The organism is Streptomyces sp. NBC_00557, from assembly GCF_036345995.1.
Taxonomy (GTDB): domain Bacteria; phylum Actinomycetota; class Actinomycetes; order Streptomycetales; family Streptomycetaceae; genus Streptomyces.
The window spans coordinates 6569257-6585262 of the sequence record NZ_CP107796.1 but is presented as its reverse complement, the minus strand read 5'-3'; the positions used below and the strand labels follow the sequence as shown (position 1 = coordinate 6585262).

15 protein-coding genes and 1 pseudogene are annotated in these 16006 nt (G+C 71.2%); 10 read left to right on the top strand and 6 right to left on the bottom strand.

What is annotated here, in order from left to right; all coding sequences use genetic code 11:
• The first annotated feature begins 183 nt into the window (after positions 1-183).
• The 4 genes from OG956_RS28940 to OG956_RS28925 are packed head-to-tail and all read left to right on the top strand — an operon-like array spanning position 184 to position 6574.
• Positions 184-1005: a glycosyltransferase family 2 protein gene (locus OG956_RS28940; RefSeq protein ID WP_330340942.1), complete on the top strand. Its 822-nt coding sequence runs from the start codon at positions 184-186 to the stop codon at positions 1003-1005.
• Positions 1002-1991, top strand: a complete 990-nt coding sequence (locus OG956_RS28935; protein ID WP_330340941.1) for a glycosyltransferase family 2 protein — start codon at positions 1002-1004, stop codon at positions 1989-1991. Before OG956_RS28940 ends, OG956_RS28935 begins: the two co-directional genes overlap by 4 nt.
• Positions 1984-2784, top strand: a complete 801-nt coding sequence (locus OG956_RS28930) for a polysaccharide deacetylase family protein (RefSeq protein WP_330340940.1) — start codon at positions 1984-1986, stop codon at positions 2782-2784. The genes OG956_RS28935 and OG956_RS28930 overlap by 8 nt, the downstream gene beginning before the upstream one ends.
• On the top strand, positions 2777-6574 hold the full coding sequence (locus OG956_RS28925) for a lipopolysaccharide biosynthesis protein (protein WP_330340939.1): 3798 nt from the start codon (positions 2777-2779) through the stop codon (positions 6572-6574). Before OG956_RS28930 ends, OG956_RS28925 begins: the two co-directional genes overlap by 8 nt.
• Positions 6575-6601: 27 nt before the next feature.
• Here OG956_RS28925 and OG956_RS28920 read toward each other — a convergent pair whose 3' ends face one another.
• Positions 6602-8020 carry a GH39 family glycosyl hydrolase gene (locus OG956_RS28920; protein WP_330340938.1) on the bottom strand — a complete coding sequence of 473 codons (1419 nt, stop codon included), beginning with the start codon at positions 8018-8020 and terminating at the stop codon, positions 6602-6604.
• Between the two features lie 266 nt (positions 8021-8286).
• On the opposite strand from OG956_RS28920, the gene OG956_RS28915 reads away from it, so the two are divergent.
• The 3 genes from OG956_RS28915 (at position 8287) to OG956_RS28905 (ending at position 10429) form a co-directional block, all read left to right on the top strand.
• Positions 8287-8424, top strand: a complete 138-nt coding sequence (locus tag OG956_RS28915; RefSeq protein ID WP_330340937.1) for an ARPP-2 domain-containing protein — start codon at positions 8287-8289, stop codon at positions 8422-8424.
• Positions 8425-8548: 124 nt separating this feature from the next.
• A complete protein-coding gene (locus tag OG956_RS28910) occupies positions 8549-9643 on the top strand; it encodes a DUF5925 domain-containing protein (protein ID WP_330340936.1) in 1095 nt (364 codons plus the stop codon).
• Between the two features lie 15 nt (positions 9644-9658).
• Positions 9659-10429, top strand: a complete 771-nt coding sequence (locus tag OG956_RS28905; RefSeq protein ID WP_330340935.1) for a DUF72 domain-containing protein — start codon at positions 9659-9661, stop codon at positions 10427-10429.
• Positions 10430-10526: 97 nt separating this feature from the next.
• Here the strand turns inward: OG956_RS28905 and OG956_RS28900 are convergent, their stop codons facing one another.
• Positions 10527-10895, bottom strand: coding sequence for a GntR family transcriptional regulator (locus OG956_RS28900; protein WP_330340934.1), 369 nt, complete (start codon positions 10893-10895; stop codon positions 10527-10529).
• Between the two features lie 70 nt (positions 10896-10965).
• Here OG956_RS28900 and OG956_RS28895 point away from each other — a divergent pair, with 70 nt between their 5' ends.
• Both OG956_RS28895 and OG956_RS28890 read left to right on the top strand, forming a co-directional pair.
• Positions 10966-11895, top strand: a complete 930-nt coding sequence (locus OG956_RS28895) for a GNAT family N-acetyltransferase (protein WP_330340933.1) — start codon at positions 10966-10968, stop codon at positions 11893-11895.
• A complete protein-coding gene (locus OG956_RS28890) occupies positions 11876-12376 on the top strand; it encodes a DUF402 domain-containing protein (RefSeq protein WP_330340932.1) in 501 nt (166 codons plus the stop codon). The genes OG956_RS28895 and OG956_RS28890 overlap by 20 nt, the downstream gene beginning before the upstream one ends.
• Before the next feature lie 33 nt (positions 12377-12409).
• Here OG956_RS28890 and OG956_RS28885 read toward each other — a convergent pair whose 3' ends face one another.
• Entirely contained in the window at positions 12410-13033 is a 624-nt protein-coding gene (locus OG956_RS28885; RefSeq protein WP_330340931.1) for a class I SAM-dependent methyltransferase, read from the bottom strand.
• A gap of 112 nt (positions 13034-13145) precedes the next feature.
• Between OG956_RS28885 and OG956_RS28880 the strand changes: the two genes are divergently transcribed.
• Complete coding sequence (locus OG956_RS28880; RefSeq protein WP_330340930.1) at positions 13146-13280, top strand: hypothetical protein; 135 nt, start codon at positions 13146-13148, stop codon at positions 13278-13280.
• Between the two features lie 24 nt (positions 13281-13304).
• Here the strand turns inward: OG956_RS28880 and OG956_RS28875 are convergent, their stop codons facing one another.
• The 3 genes and pseudogenes from OG956_RS28875 to OG956_RS28865 form a co-directional block, all read right to left on the bottom strand.
• A complete protein-coding gene (locus OG956_RS28875; RefSeq protein WP_330340929.1) occupies positions 13305-13763 on the bottom strand; it encodes a GNAT family N-acetyltransferase in 459 nt (152 codons plus the stop codon).
• A gap of 142 nt (positions 13764-13905) precedes the next feature.
• Positions 13906-14673, bottom strand: a pseudogene (locus OG956_RS28870) (transposase).
• A 137-nt stretch (positions 14674-14810) separates the two neighbouring features.
• The gene (locus OG956_RS28865; RefSeq protein ID WP_330340928.1) at positions 14811-15995 is read right to left on the bottom strand and encodes a restriction endonuclease; all 1185 of its coding nucleotides are present in this window, start codon (positions 15993-15995) and stop codon (positions 14811-14813) included.
• Between the last annotated feature and the right edge of the window lie 11 nt (positions 15996-16006).

Here is a 16006-nt window from a genome sequence, read left to right as displayed (position 1 = left end):
CAACTGTGACCGAGCCGTGCCGCGCGACCGGCTGCCGTCTGGCGGACCGGCCAGCTTTGCCAGCTCATCGTCGTGCACGGAGACCAGTTCACCGCGCCGAAGATGAGAACCCCCCTTTCGAACCGGACACAGATCCGGGCTGCCCGGGGGTGGGCGGCCCACCGGACGAGAGGGAAAAGACTCATGAGTTCCGTCCTGCGCCCGCCGAGTTCCGGGCAAGATCCTTTAATCGCCGCCCACTACCGGCCGATCTCCTCCCACCTGGCGATCACTCCGCCGGTGAGCGTGGTGATTCCCGCCATGAACGAGGCGGAGAACCTGCCCTACGTCTTCAAGACGCTTCCGGACTGGATACACGAAGTCGTCCTGGTGGACGGCAATTCGACGGACGGCACCGTCGACGTGGCCCGCTCCCTGTGGCCGGACGTCAAGGTCGTCGAACAGCAGGGCCGGGGCAAGGGGGATGCCCTGATCACCGGCTTCGAGGCGTGCACCGGCGACATCATCGTGATGGTCGACGCGGACGGCTCGGCCGACGGCGGCGAGATCGTCAGCTACGTCTCCGCGCTGGTCTCCGGCGCCGACTTCGCCAAGGGCTCGCGCTTCGCCAACGGCGGCGGCACCGACGACATGACCTTCATCCGCAAACTCGGCAACTGGGCGCTGTGCACCGTCGTCAACCGCAAGTTCGGGGCCCGCTACACCGACCTGTGCTACGGCTACAACGCGTTCTGGCGGCACTGCCTGGACAAGATCGACCTCGACTGCACCGGCTTCGAGGTCGAGACGCTGATGAACATCAGAGTGGTCAAGGCCGGCCTGAAGGTCCAGGAGATCCCGAGCCACGAGTACCTGCGCATCCACGGCACCAGCAATCTGCGGGCCGTGCGCGACGGGTTCCGGGTGCTCAAGGTCATCCTCAAGGAGCGCTCCAACCGGCGTGAACTGCGCCGTCAGGAACACCACTCGCCGATGCTCGACACGGTACGGGGAGAGGTGTCTTGAGAGATCCCGGCATCTGTGTCGTGATCTGCGTGTACACCGAGGACCGCTGGGAGGACATCCTCGCGGCGGTCTCCTCGGTGCGCGCGCAGTCGTATCCGGCACTGGAGACGCTCCTGGTCGTGGACCACAACCCGGTGCTGAAGGACCGGCTGGAACGCGAGTACAAGGCGACCGAGGGCGTCCGGGTGCTGGCCAACGCCGGACCGCGCGGCCTGTCCGCCGGCCGCAACACCGGCATCGCCGCCTCCCGCGCCGAGGTCATCGCCTTCCTCGACGACGACGCCGTGGCCGAACGGGACTGGCTGCGCCGCTTCGCCGAGGGCTACGCCGACCCGCGCGTCATGGCGGTCGGCGGCCGCACGGTGCCCGTCTGGGCCTCGGGCCGGCGGCCCGCCTGGTTCCCGGAGGAGTTCGACTGGGTGGTCGGCTGCACCTACCGGGGGCTGCCGCCGGGCCGGGTCCGGGTGCGCAACGTGCTCGGCGGGAACGCCTCCTTCCGGCGCACGGCGTTCGAGGCGGCGGGCGGCTTCGCCACCGGCATCGGCCGCGACGGCGACCGCCGCCCCCTCGGCTGCGAGGAGACGGAGCTGTGCATCCGCCTCACCCGCGTCCGCCCCGACGCCGTCCTGCTCATCGACGACCGCGCGGTCATCCACCACCGGGTCCCCGAACCGCGCGAGCACTTCGCCTACTTCCGCACCCGCACCTACGCCGAGGGCCTGTCCAAGGCGCTGGTCGCGAAGAGCGTCGGCGCGGACAAGGGCCTGGAGTCCGAACGCCGGTACACCAGCCGGGTCCTGCCCGCAGGGGTCGCTCGTGGCCTGCGGGACGCCCTGCTGGCCCGGCCGGGCGGCGCGGGCCGTGCGGCCGCGATCGTCGCCGGGGTGCTGAGCGCCGCCGGCGGCTACGCCGTCGGCAGCCTGCGGGCGCGGCGGGGCGGTACGACGTTCTCGGTGGCGCCGCTCGAGGAGGGCGTTCATGGCTGACACCCCGGTGCCCATCCTCATGTACCACTCCGTGGCGTCCGCGCCCAACGACGCCACCCGCGCTCTGTCTGTCGCGCCGGAGGCGTTCGCGGAGCAGATGGCGCTCATCGGCGACCTGGGCCTGACCCCGGTCACCACCGCCGGTCTCGCGGCCCGCTGGCGCTCCGGCCGGCCGCTGCCCGCCCGGCCGGTGCTGATCACCTTCGACGACGGCTACGAGGGCGTGCACCGGCACGCGCTGCCCGTCCTCGCCAAGCACGGTTTCCCGGCCACCCTGTTCGTCTCCACCGGCTGGATCAGGGGCGGGTACGACACCGGGGGCGGCCTGGACACCATGCTGGACTGGCCGCAGGTGCGGGACCTCGCCGCCGCCGGCGTCGAGATCGGAGGGCACAGCCACACCCACCCGCAGCTCGACCAGCTCGACGACGCCGCGCTGCGCACCGAGCTGACCCGCTGCACCGAGATCGTGGCCGGCGAACTCGGCGCCCGACCGGCCTCGTTCGCCTACCCGTACGGCTACTCCGACCGCCGGGTCCGCGAGGCGGTGCGCGCGGGCGGGTACGCCCAGGCGCTCGCCGTCGGCAACGGCCTCGCCCGCCGCCGCCAGGGGCCGTACGCGCTGCAGCGGGTCACGGTCCGGCGCGCCACCGGCGTGGAGGAGTTCGAGCGGCTGCTCCACGGCCGGTCCATCGCCCGCACCTTCGCCAGGGACCGTGCCCTCACCAAGGGGTACGCCCTCGTCCGCAGAGCCCGCCAGGTCCGCCGGAAGGCCATCCGTTCCCGTGTCTGACACGACCACCACGACCGAGTCCGCGACGACCGGTGCCGAGGCGCCCGAGAAGTCCGGGCGCCGCCTGCGGCTGCCCGGCACGGGCCGGTCCCCCGGCGGCAGCCCGCTGTTCCGCAACGCCTACGCGCTGATGCTGAACACCGGCATCTCCGCCGTCCTCGGGCTGGGCTTCTGGCTGGCCGCGGCACGCTGGTACTCCGAGTCGGCGGTCGGCCAGGGGTCGGCCGCCATCGCCGCGATGAAGTTCCTCGCCGGGCTGACAGCGGTCACCCTCACCGGCGCCCTCGCCCGCTTCATCCCGATCGCCGGGGCACGCACCGGCACGCTCATCTTCCGTACGTACGCGGGCAGTTCGCTGCTGGTGGCGGTGGCGGCGGGCGTCTTCCTGGTCACCCTGGACACCTGGGGACCGTCGTACCGCTTCCTGCACGGGACGGTCAACGGGCTCGGGTTCGTCGCGGCCGTCATCGCCTGGAACGTGCTCACCCTGCAGGACGGGGTGCTGACCGGGCTGCGCAGCGCGACCTGGGTGCCGGTCGGCAACACCGTGTTCTCGGCGGTGAAGCTGGCCCTGCTCGTCGCGTTCGCCGTCGCCATCCCGACCAGCGGCGTCTTCGTCTCCTGGGTGGCCGCGATCGCCACCTCGGTGGTGCCGCTGGGCTGGCTGGTGTTCCGGCGGCTCGTGCCCCGGCACACCAAGGCCACCGAGGGCCACGTCCAGCCGCCGACGCTGCGCCAGGTCGGCCGGTTCCTCGCCGGGGACTACACCGGTTCGCTGTTCTCGCTCGCCGTGATCTACCTCGTCCCGGTGATCGTCGCCGCGCAGGTCAGCTCGGCGGAGAACGCCTACTTCTACATCGCCACCACCATCGGCGGCACCACCGACCTCCTCGCCATCAACATGGGCGCGTCCCTGACGGTCGAGGGCTCGCACGACCCGGCCCGGCTGGCCGCCTTCACCCGCGCCGCGCTGAAGCGGATGGCCCGGATCATGCTGCCGATCGCCGCCCTGTGGATCATCGGCGCGCCCTGGATCCTCGGCGTGTTCGGCTCGGGCTACGCGCACGCGGCGACCCCGCTGCTGCGCTGGCTCGCGGTCGGCTCGGTGCTGCGCGTGGTGATCGAGACGTACTTCGCGGTGCTGCGGGCGCGTAGCCGCACCGCGGGACTGGCCTGGCTGCAGGGCCTGCTGTGCGTGCTGGTTTTGGGGCTGACGCTGCTGCTCCTGCCGCGGATGGGGCTGACCGGCGCGGGCCTCGCCGAGGCCGGCAGCCTGGCCGTGGTCGCGGCGATCGCCGCGCCGAAGCTGTGGAAGACGGTCCGCACCGGGGCGGACGCCGTGCCGAACACGGCGCCGCCCGACGGCGACCTCGCCGACCTGGGGGCGCCCGAGGTCCCGGCCGGTTCCCCCGCGCGCCGGCACAGCCCGGCCTGGGCGCTGGACTCCGACACCCTCGCCCTGGGCGTCCACGTCGACTTCGACCATGTGGAACGCCGCCCGGACGTCCGCCCGGGCCCCGGCACCCCGCCCGCCGGCACGCCGGTGCCCCCGCTGGGACTGCCGGTGGAGGAGAGAGAACCGCGCAGCGAGGCCTCGCCGGGCCCGGAGGCGGTGGAGGTGGACGCGCCGTTCACCGAGGAGGAACTGCAAGCGTCGGTGGGCAGGATCGACCCCATGGGGACGACCGACCCGCCCGTGCCGGAGCCCGCGCAGCCGGCCGTACCGGACGCACCCGCGCCCGAGGAGCCGCCGGCGCCGGTGTCCGCGCGGCGGCTGCCGCCCACCCGCAGCGGTGTCGTCCTCGGCTGTCTGCTGATCGCCGCGCTGCTGCTGTACTGGGTGCCCGCGCTGCGGCTCGGCGAGGCCGACCTGGACCGCGTGGGCGGCCTCGGGCTGGTGTCGGTGCTGCCGCTGCCGACCCTCGTCGGAGCGGCCCTGCTGGTCACCGTGTTCGCCGCGCTGCTCTGGCTGCGCCGCGAGCACCGGGCGCTGCTGCTGCTCACGCTGCTCGCCACGGTCGTGTCGCTGCACGCGCTGCCCGCCGTGATCGAGACGGAGCCGCGGTTCCCGACGGCCTGGCAGCACCTGGGGTTCCTCGACTACATCGACCGCACCGGGTCCGCCGTACCCGACCTGGACGCCCGCTGGAGCTGGCCGGGATTCTTCGCGGTGGCCGCGTTCGTCGGCCGGGCCTGCGGGGTCACCGACTTCACCGAGGTGATCCGCTGGTGGCCGACGGCGATCCAGCTGGCCTACCTCGCCCCGATGTTCCTGCTCACCCGGTCGCTGAGGGCGAGCTGGCGGGCGAAGTGGACCGGCGTCTGGCTGTTCGTGCTGTGCGGCTGGGTCGGCCAGGACTACTTCTCCCCGCAGGGCTTCACCTATCTGCTGTACCTGATGTTCGTGGCGGTCCTGCTGGTCTGGTTCCGCCCGCCCCGCGTCATCTGGACGAGGTTCCGGCCGGGCGAGGCCGAGGTGGAACCGGCCGGCCGGCGGCAACGGGCCGTGCTGCTGCTCGTGCTGATCGGCCTGTACGCGGCGAGCGTGCCCGCGCACCAGCTCACCCCGTTCGTCATGCTCGGCGTGCTCGCCGCGCTCGTCCTGCTCGGCCGCTCCGAGCTGCGCGGCCTGCCGCTGCTGTTCGCGGTGCTGGTCGCGGTCTGGGTGGGCTTCATGGCCGAGCCGTACTGGTCCGGGCACTTCAACGACCTGTTCGGCGGGGTCGGCGGCGTCGGCAGCAATGTCTCCACCTCCGTCTCCGGCCGGATCCAGGGCGGCGACTCCACCCACAAACTGGTGCTCTACACCCGGGTGCTGCTGGCCGGCTCGGTCATGGCGTTCGCCTGCTGGGGCTGGTGGCAGCGGCGCTTCCACCGCTACCGCGAACGCTCGCTGCTGGTGCTGACCTTCGTGCCGTTCCTGGGCTTCGGCATGCAGTCGTACGGCGGCGAGATGGCGCTGCGCGTCTTCATGTTCGCGGTGCCGGGCGCGGCCCTGCTCGGCGCCCTCGCCCTCTTCCCGCGCACCGGGGCCACGGCCGAGGAGCGTGCCAGGGACCGGGTGAGCCTCGCCCCGCTGGCCGCGCTGCTCGCCGGGCTGCTGCTGATCGGCGGGTTCCTGGTGGCCCGCTGGGGCAACGAGTCGTTCGAGCGCACCCGGCCCGGCGAGGTCGCGGCCATGAACTGGGTGTACGCCCACGACTGGCCGACCGTACGGCTGCTGTGGCTGACCCAGGACACGGTCAACGACGTGACCCCGGCGATGCCGTGGGGCGCGAAGGACATGGAGCGGGTGGACTATGTGCCCACCCTCGCACCCGTCGACCCGGTGCTGGTGTCGGGCCTGGTCAAGGCGCTCAAGGACGCCGGCCCGAACTCGTATCTGATGGTCAACCGCAGCCAGGTGACCTATCTGCAGCTCGACGCCGGCTATTCGGCGGCCTGGGAGCCCCGGCTGCTCGAGAACCTGGACAACCGGCAGGAGCTGACCAAGGTCCTGGTCAACGACGACGTCACCGTGTACGCGCTGCGCAAGCGGCCGGCGGGCGCCGTACCGCAGCCGCACCCGGGTCCGATCGGGCCGCGGATCACCTGGACCCCGTGGTCGGTGGTCGGCGCGCTGGCCGCCGTCGTGCTGATCCTGCTGCTGGCCGCGCGGGAGGTCGTACGGGTCGCGGTCCGGCCCGGCGTTCGCCGGCTGCGGCTGCTGCAGGGCACGTTCTGGTTCGCGCTGCCGCTGCTGGCGGTGGTGCTGGCCTCGTTGGTGCAGCGGTTCCTGACCCTGAAGTGAGGAAGTGGGGGCGGGTGGCCCGGCCGCTCAGCGGTCGAGCCACTTCACCTCGTACGGCCCCATGTCGAACCGCCTGCCGTCGACCTGGGCGCTGATCGTCCGGTTCAGGGTGTTGACCACCAGCGCCGTCCTGGCGGTGGCCAGGACGCGGACGTTGGGCACGTCGTCCGGTGCGACCGGCACCGTCTCGTATCGGGTGCCGGGCGGGAACGCCCTGGCGAACCGGGACACCAGGTCGAACATGGGCAGGGCCGTGCCGCCGCCCGCGCTGTCGGTGGGCGTCCACAGGCAGCCGGCGCAGCCGGAGCCGGTCTTCTCCTCCGGGTTCCAGTAGAAGCCGGAGTCGGCGCCGCCCTTGACCAGCGCGATCATGCCCGTGGCCTGCACGGCCACCCGGTGCGGCTCGGTCCAGCCCTTGCGGTCGTCCTTGCTGTCGGCGGGCTCCACGTAGTACTCGGCCCACCACAGCGGCAGGTCGTGCGTCTGCCGCCGTACCCACGCGCCGACGGCCGTCAGCTTGCCGGTGGCGGCGAACTCGTCGGGCAGCAGCTCGTCGTCGTTGGTGTAGCTGGAGCCGTCGACCACGGTGAAGTCGGCGCCCGCCTTGTGCGCGTTCCAGTAGGAGAAGGCGTCGAGGACCCGCTGGTCCATGGCGCCCCAGGGCCCCTTCAGCGCGCCGGAGGCGTTCGGGTCGCGCGGGTCGAGGCTGTCCATCACCAGGTACGGCCCGCCGACCATGATGTCCTTGTCGACCTTCTTCAGCGCCCGGTACACGAGGTTGTACATCGTCGTGTAACCCTCGTAGTCCCAGCGCGACTTGGTGTCGTTCCAGAAGCCCTTGAACTCGTTCCAGACGATGAAGTGCTTCACGTCCGGATAGCGCCGGGCGACGGTCGCGGCGAGGTCGGCGAAGTCCCGGTAGTGGCCGGGGGTGGGCGCCGTCTCCAGCGCCGCCTGGCTCCAGTTCGTGTTGTCGACGCCGGGCTTGCCGCCCTTCATCCAGTCCGGGGAGCAGCACAGGGTGATGACCGGGGTGCCGCCGGAGGCGCGGATGAAGTCGACACGGCGGTCCAGCGCGCCGAAGTCGTAGTGTCCCTCGACCGGTTCGGGATTGTCGGCGCCCCAGCCCATGATGGCCTGGTTCTGCGCCAGCCCGCCGTCCTGCGCCAGCAGCTTGCGCACGCGCTCCGTGGCCGCGCCGGCGCCTTCGTCGGCGCTGTACTGGGTGTGCGTGAAGCCCCAGCCGACGTACGGCTCCGGTGTCGCGCGGGGGCTCGCGGGGGTGCCGTGCACCTTGTCGCCGTCGCGGATGGTGCCGGCCGTGCTGGGCCCGCCGGACAGCGTGCCGAACAGGGTCACCGCCAGCGCCAGTACGGCGGCGCCCACACCGAGCAGGGCGGTGAGCCGCCACCGCCGAGTATCAGAATCCCACCCATGACGTCCCATCGGGGACACAGTAACGGCGGAGGCGTGGCCTCCGGCAGGGATTGCGCGGTCTTGAGCCGGACGAGCGGCTCGATCCCGGGATGCCGGCCGCCGTGCCCCGTGCCGGCGGGCCCAGGAAGTCGCTGTAGGGCTTGTGGACTGCTCTGTTACGGCCGGCCGCGGGACTCCGGTGCGACTTGCGGAACCTGCCTGTAAAGCAATGATTCGCAGCTCGTGCCCCCATTCCCCGGCCGGCGTCCGCGCCTACCGGGGAGCGCGCCACGCTGATGCCGCCGGTGCGGGACTTCCGGGCCCGCATCCCCGGCGCGCGCATCCACTCCCTGGCCCGCCTGCGCACGGCGGTTGCGGAACAGGAGCACTCCTGGGCGCGTTTCCACGAGCAAGGGCGGACCCGGGCCGGATGAGAGGGGCGCGGTCAGCCGGCCGGGCGGGAGCGGCGGCCACGGACGGCCCACGGCCGGCGAGCCACTCTTCGCGCCCGAGCCGAAATACCGTGCGCGGAGCGCACCTGTGCCGGATCATGGCCGCATGTCTGCGAACCCACACGACGCTCTGCCGATCCGGCTCAACGTCGACGACTCCGACTCGCCCTCCGACGTCGTCGACGCGCTGTTCCTCGGCCGCTTCGCGACGGGCGAGCAGCCGTACTCGCACGCGGTGAACATCGACCGCGTCCGCTCCGGCGCGACCCTGCTGCCCGACGGCGCCCGGGTGCTCCGGGTCGCCCGCGACGACGACCGCAGCGCCACCCTCGCCGAGGGCGACGGCTGGACCCTGCTGGTGTCCCGCTGGAGCCGCGGCGCGGACGTCACGGTGACCGCGACCAGCGCGGAACTCGCCGAGAAGGTCCTCGACCAGGCCACGGACGGCGCCGCCGACGAGCCCGAGCCCCAGCCCGAGAACGTGACGATGGGCTTCTGGTACGTCTCCCCGCGGCGCGGCCCGCACCGCACCACCCGGCAGATCTCCGCGGGCACCTGGGACGAGGTCCGGCCCAACTACACCGCGCCGGTGGCGCAGGCGATGGACCGGCTGATGCGGACGACCCCCGAGGACATCGCGGGCCGTCTGCTCCTGCTGCACGGACCGCCGGGCACGGGCAAGACCTCCGCGCTGCGCACGCTGGCCCGCTCCTGGCGCGACTGGTGCCAGGTCGACTGCGTCCTGGACCCGGAGCGGCTGTTCAGCGACGTCGGCTATCTGATGGACATCGCGATCGGCGAGGAGGACGGCGCGGGCAAGGGCCGCTGGCGGCTGCTGCTGCTGGAGGACTGCGACGAACTGATCCGCGGCGAGGCCAAGCACACCGCGGGCCAGGCCCTGTCCCGGCTGCTGAACCTCACCGACGGCCTGCTCGGCCAGGGCCGCAACGTCCTGGTCGGCGTCACCACCAACGAGGACCTGGAGCGGCTCCACCCGGCCGTGGTCCGCCCGGGCCGCTGCCTGGCCCGCATCGAGGTGGGCCGGCTGACCCGGCGCGAGGCCGTGGAGTGGCTCGGCACCGAGGAGGGCGTCGGGCGGGACGGGGCGACGCTGGCCGAGCTGTACGCACTGCGCCGGGGCACGGCGCCGGCCTCGGTGCCGGGGGCGCGCGACGGCGCGGACGCGGGCCTGTACCTGTAGTGCTTTGATGGTCCTGTGACCTTGCTCGTCGGCACCTCCGGGTGGCAGTACAAGGACTGGCGGGACCTCGTCTATCCGGCCGGGGTCCCGGCGCGGCTGTGGCTGGAGGAGTACACGCGCCTCTTCGCGACGGTGGAGATCAACAACGCGTTCTACCGGCTGCCGTCCTACGAGACCTTCGCGGCGTGGCGGGAGCGGGTGCCGGAGGACTTCGTGGTCGCGGTCAAGGCCAGCCGGTTCCTCACCCACATCAAGCGCCTGAAGGAGCCGGAGGAGCCGGTCCACCGCCTGATGAGCCACGCGGCGGGCCTCGGCGACCGCCTGGGCCCGGTCCTGCTCCAGCTTCCGCCGACCCTGCGCGCGGACCCGGCCCTGCTGGACGCCTGCCTGGCCTGCTTCCCGTCCGGCACGAGGGTCGCGGTCGAGCCGCGCCACGAGTCCTGGTGGACACCCGAGGTGCGCGCGGTCCTGTCGGCCCGGGGCGCGGCCCTGTGCTGGGCGGACGTCCTGGCCCGCCCGGTCACCCCGCTGTGGCGCACCGCCGACTGGGGTTACGTCCGCTTCCACCAGGGCCGCGCCCAGCCGTGGCCCCGCTACGGCAGGCGGTCCCTGGAGACATGGGTCGACCGCATCAGGACGGTGTGGGAGCGGGGAGAGGACGTGTACGCCTATTTCAACAACGACCCGGGCGGCGCGGCGGTACAGGACGCGGTGGCATTCGGAAGGGCGGCGGAACGGGCGGGGTTGACGGTCACACGCGTTCCGGAGCCCGCGCAACGCCGGTGATGCCCCGCCGCCGGCTCCTCTCCGCCGCAACGGCGCCCGGCCACACCGGTGCGGTCCGGCGGTGCCGGACCCTCCTCAGCCGGCGTCCGGCGAACACCTACCCCCCGTAAGCCGCCCGCAGGGCGTCCCGCACGGCGGCCAGCGCCTCCGGCTCCCCCAGCCCCAGCCGCCGCACCCGCTCGACGTACGCCTGAGCGGCCAGGGACGCCTCACGTTCCGCGGCCGAGCCGGCGGCGGCCACGAACGTTCCGTTGCGCCCCCGCGTCTCGATCACCCCGTCGCTCTCCAGCGCCCGGTACGCCTTGGCCACCGTGTTCACCGCGAGGCCCAGGGACTCGGCCAGCCCCCGCACGGTCGGCAGCCGGTACCCCACCGGCAGCGCCCCGGACCGCGCCTGCTCGGAAATCTGCGCCCGCACCTGCTCGTACGGGGGCGCGCTGTCATCGATGCGGATCTTCAGGCTCACGGGCCGATTGTCCCGTACCCCGCGGAAAATGGGGGGCATGCCCGCGCGCCTGCGCCTAGCGTGCTGACCCATGACTGTGACCGTGCGCGACCTGCGCCCCGACGACCGGTCCGATGTGGAGACCTTCGCACACGTACGGCATCTCGCTCTGCCGTACATCCTGTGGACCCCGGCGGGCATTCTGCACACGCTCACCCGCACCCCGCCCGAGGCCCGCTTCAGGTCCCTCGTCGCGGAGGAGGACGGCGAGGTGCTCGGCACCGCGCAGGTGAGCCTCGCGTACGACAGCCCGGAGCCGGGCCAGGGGCTGCTCAACATCTACGTGCACCCGGACCGTGTCCGGCGCGGAGCGGGCGGGCTCCTGGTCCGCGCGGCCGAGGAACACCTGGCCGGGCACGGTGCGACCAGGTTGTTCGCCTGGCTGCTGGACACGCCGGCCAACCGTGCTTTCGCCGAGCGGCGCGGCTACCACGCCGGCCGCTCGGCCCACTTCCTCCGCCTGGACCTGAGACGCACCCCTCTGCCCCCGCTGCCGGCGCTCCCGGCAGGCGTCGAGCTGCGCACCGCCGCCGACTTCGCCGAGGACCCGCGTCCGCTGTTCGAGCTGGACGCACAGACGACGGCGGACGAACCGAGCGACGTGGACACCGAGTTCACCGACTACCAGGCCTGGCTCGCGGAGACCTGGGAACATCCGCTGCTCGACCGGGAGCTGACGACGGTCGTCCTGGCCGACGGCCGCCCGGCCGCCTTCAGCGTGGCCTACACCGACGGCGGATCACGGTACGGCACCGCCATGACCGGCACCGCCCGCGCCCACCGCGGGCGTGGCCTGGCCAAGCTCGCCAAGATCCACTCGCTGTACCGGGCCCGCGCCGCCGGTCTCGCCGAGGCCTTCACCGGCAACGACGCGGGCAACGGGCCCATGATCGCGATCAACAAGCGGCTGGGGTACGAGATCTGCGCGACGGAGGTGCGCTATGTCCGCGAACTGGCCTGAACCGGCGGACCGGTTGGAGGTCGTCCTGGTCAAGGCTGGCCGGACGAAGATCCGTTACCCGGCCGAGCTGCTCCAGGACGACGGCACCCGCATCGCCGTACGCGCCCCGTGGGCGGGCTCCGGCGTCCGCGACTTCGGCTTCGTCCGCTTCGAGCCGGGCGACCTGTTCACCGAGTACTACTGGCGGAACCGGTGGTACTCGGTGAAGGAGGTGCGCGCCGTCGACGGCACCGTGAAGGGCTGGTACTGCGACATCACCCGTCCGGCCGTCCGCACCGGCGGTGAGCTGGTCGTGGAGGACCTCGACCTGGACCTGTGGCGCTCCGCGGACGGCACGGACGTACGGCGTCTGGACGAGGACGAGTTCGCCGAGAGCGGTCTGGCGCGGACGGATCCCGAGGCCGCGTCCGCCGCCGTGGCCGCCCTCGAGGAGCTGGAGGGACTGGCCCGCACCGCCGGCTTCGACGGCCTGCTCGCCTGACCCGAAAGCCGGGGCCCGGCGCGGAGCACCGGGTCACACCGTCGCCACCAGCGCGTACCGTTCGTCCTCCACCTCCTTCCCCCACAACACCGAGTCGCCGGACAGTCGCTCCACGCGTATGTCCGCGGCGAGCGGCGCCAGGAGGGCGGCGAGCCGGCCGGCGGGGATGCCCACCGGGTGCGCCGCGCCCCAGACGCCCTCGACCAGCACGAAGCGGCCTCGGGGGCGCAACAGGTCGCGCCAGTGCCGCAGCACCCGGTCGGGCCGGGGCAGCGTCCACAGCACGTGCCGTACGAGGACGACGTCGAAGCGCTGCTCCCCGACCGGCGGGGACGCGGCCTGGCCGTGCAGGACGACGGCGTCGCGGCCGGCGAGCTTGGCGCGGGCCCGCTCGACCATCGCCGGTGACGCGTCGACGCCCGTCACCCGGTGTCCCTGCTCGGCCGCGAGGAGCGACAGGCTGCCGGTGCCGCAGCCGAGGTCGAGGACGTCGGCGGGGCGCCCGGGCAGCCAGGAGCCGAGCCGCGCCGCCCAGGCCGCGCGGGTCGCGGGGTCGCGCAGGCCGTGGTCCGGCTCCTCGTCGAAGGCCGCGGCCTCGGCGTCCCAGTCGATCTCGGGGGCACCCGGCGCATCCGTGTTCTCCTGCGGATTCGTCATGCTCACAGAGTGACACCCGCCACTGACAATCCGGCTGCGATGAGGAACTCTCGCCGAAAGCGTCTACCACCGTGACAACACGGAAACCCGGTAGGCACTGAAGGAGGCAGCCATGCGCCGTGTCACCGTGCACAAGCCCCTGAAGAAGACGAACGGCCGCCGCGTCCACGACGAGCCGGAGGACCGCCCCGTGGGCCGTCCCGAGGTGCGCAAGGACATCGCCCGTACCTGGTGGCCCGACGGTTGATCCGGCGAGTGCCCGCAGCGGCCGTCAGTCCAGCCGCTTGCGGTAGTGGATCCGGTCGTAGGGTCCGTCGACACGGCGTTCCACGACCTCGTATCCGTACTTCGGGTAGATCTTCTGGTTCTCCCACATCAACGCGTTCGTGTAGAGCCTGATCTCGCCGAGGCCCAGCTCACGCGCGCGTGCGTCGACGAAGTGCAGCAGACGGCGTCCGGCGCCGGTGCCGTGGGCGTCGGGGTGGACGGCGATGCTGTCCAGGAAGAGATGGCCGGGGCGCGCCTCGATCACGACCAGCCCGTGGACGGGCTCGCCGGTGACGAACACCTTGCCGGCGGCCACGTTCGCGGCGTGGTCGGCCTCCATGGGCTGAGGCACCACGCCGATGCGCTCGGTGTAGGGGCGGTAGGCCGCGTCCGTCACGGCCTCGACGGCCGCCACATCGGCGGCGACGGCCGCCCGGACGCCCTCCGCGTTCTTCTCGATCATGGGCGCACGCTATCTACCTGAGCGCAGCCTGAGCACCCCTTAACGGCACGATAAGATCCAAAGGCCCAGCAGAGCAGCGTTTCCGCAGTTCAGAGACGGGCCTTTGGGGCTCTTCTAGAGGTTGTCCCGTATGGGGCGTGAGTTACCCAGAGAGCGCCACGTTGTGGAGCCGGGCGATGCCGAGCATCGCTTGGTGAACGCCGCGGCCCTTGAGTCGGCAGTCCCGCAGGATCTTCCAGTTCTTCAACCGTGACAGGGCGTGTTCCACCCGCGCTCGCGCCCGGCGGTGGACGGCGTTCTCCGCTTCTTGGTGTGGGGTGAGGTGCGTCTGACCTCGTCGTTTGCGGTGCGGGATGAGCAAGCCGGTGCCCTGGTATCCACCGTCGGCGATGGTCGGTGCACCGCGGCAGACCCCGTCGACTCCGGACTCCGTGAACGCCCTGCAGTCGTTGCGGCTGCCGGGCAGCGGCAGGCCGATCGCCACCACCAGGCGGCTGTTGGCGTCGATCACGACCTGCAGGTTCGTCGAGTACCGATAGTTCTTGCTGGACGCGGCCCGGTTGTGATCACGTGTGGGCACCAGGGTGCCGTCGACGATGTAGACGGTGTCCTTGCGGGGCCGCCGGGCCGGCGAGATGGCCGGCAAGGGCGCCAGGTGATCGAGGATGCGGTCGGCCGCCGACTTCGAGACCCCGAACAACGGCGCCACCTGTCGCAACGTCAGGTTCGTGCGCCATTACGTCGCCACCAGCAACACACGGTCCTCAAGCGGCAGCCTCCACGGCCGGCCGCGCTGCACGTCACCACCACGACGCCGCACCAACGCCACCAGCCTGGCGAACTGCGACTCGCTCAGCCCGGTAAACGGCTCGATCCACCTCGGATCATCCGCTGAGATCACCCCACCCATGCCCAGCCAACGCACCAACTGCCCCACCGGTTACGGGACAACCTCTAGTCGACTCCCTTGTGCCGTCGGCTCGGATGGCGTTGATCGTCGCATCGGCTAACCATGTGCACGCCTGAAGACCGATTTGATAGCAAACTTCACCGCAACTTGAACTCCGCTGCCAGGTGGGGACGACTGGCGAGCAGTAGTTCCAAGTGACTGTCTGGCCACATCTCAATATGCGGGTGCTCGTCGTTCTCGTTGTGCTTCTCGACCCATGCAACAGCATCGGCAGTGAACCGGCCGCTCGTTGCGAACACGAGCGCGTGAACCGCTGGTGGTTCCCAGAGACTCATCTGTGCGGTGGCTTCGGAGATATCAGCGACGGTTACTGACTTGCTCTGCCAGTGCTTCGCCTGAATGATGACCCGCTGATTCTTCGTGCCGCTGAGGCTATCGACGGCGATGCGTTCAACCGAGATGTCACGCCCGCGATCAGGAGCATTGGTGTGCATGAGCCACTGCGGGTTGGTGTAGTCCCTTGCATCCGCGACCAGGTTGAACAACAGTCGTTCAAAGTCGTCAGCAGAGATCGCACTCCAATTCAACTTGATTGTGACCGGCCCAGTTGGCTTTGCAGCGACGAGTGATGCCAGGTTGTCGACTTGCACAGGAAGCGCTTCAAACTCCGAGTAGAGGCTGTTCTGAATCTCCTTCCAAACTGAGGGCCAATCAAGCCTCGCGATGTCGTGCAGGTCTTGTCCCTGACCCCAGGCAATGTGTCTCCGTACATACTGCCAACGAGCCTTCTTGGGCACCGAGCCACCAGTCAGCCGCTCGATCTCGGTGTACGCCCGGACAAAGCTGTGCCAGTCGTCATCCTCTACTGGCTGATTGTCAGAAGCGACGCGATCCTTCAGTTCTGGGAGCAAACTGTTTATCTGGCTCGCCAGCTGCAGCACACGTTCACGGATGAGTTCGCGTCGTGCTTGATTGAGGCGAAAACGGTACTCATCAATCTCCTGCGCGGGTTGGTCGATGCCTTCTTCCACTGATACGAGCGCTTCAGAGAAGCCGACTTCTTGGGCGTCCAGCCGATTCTGTGCAATGACGTTAAGGCTCTCTGGCGCGGATGTGATGCAGAAGTCACCGATTGGTGGGAGGCCGGTCAGGATCTGGCGATAGGCGCGGCAGAGATCTTGGTAGCGGCGATCTTCAGGGCTGCCACCGGCGAACACAACGCCATCGGGGACGAGTTGGCGCAGCTCCTCCCATACCTTTTCGAGTCTCCGAAGGTTGGCGTCTACGGCGTCGAACTGTTCGAGGGCTTGTTCCAGATCCACCCTGTACCCCT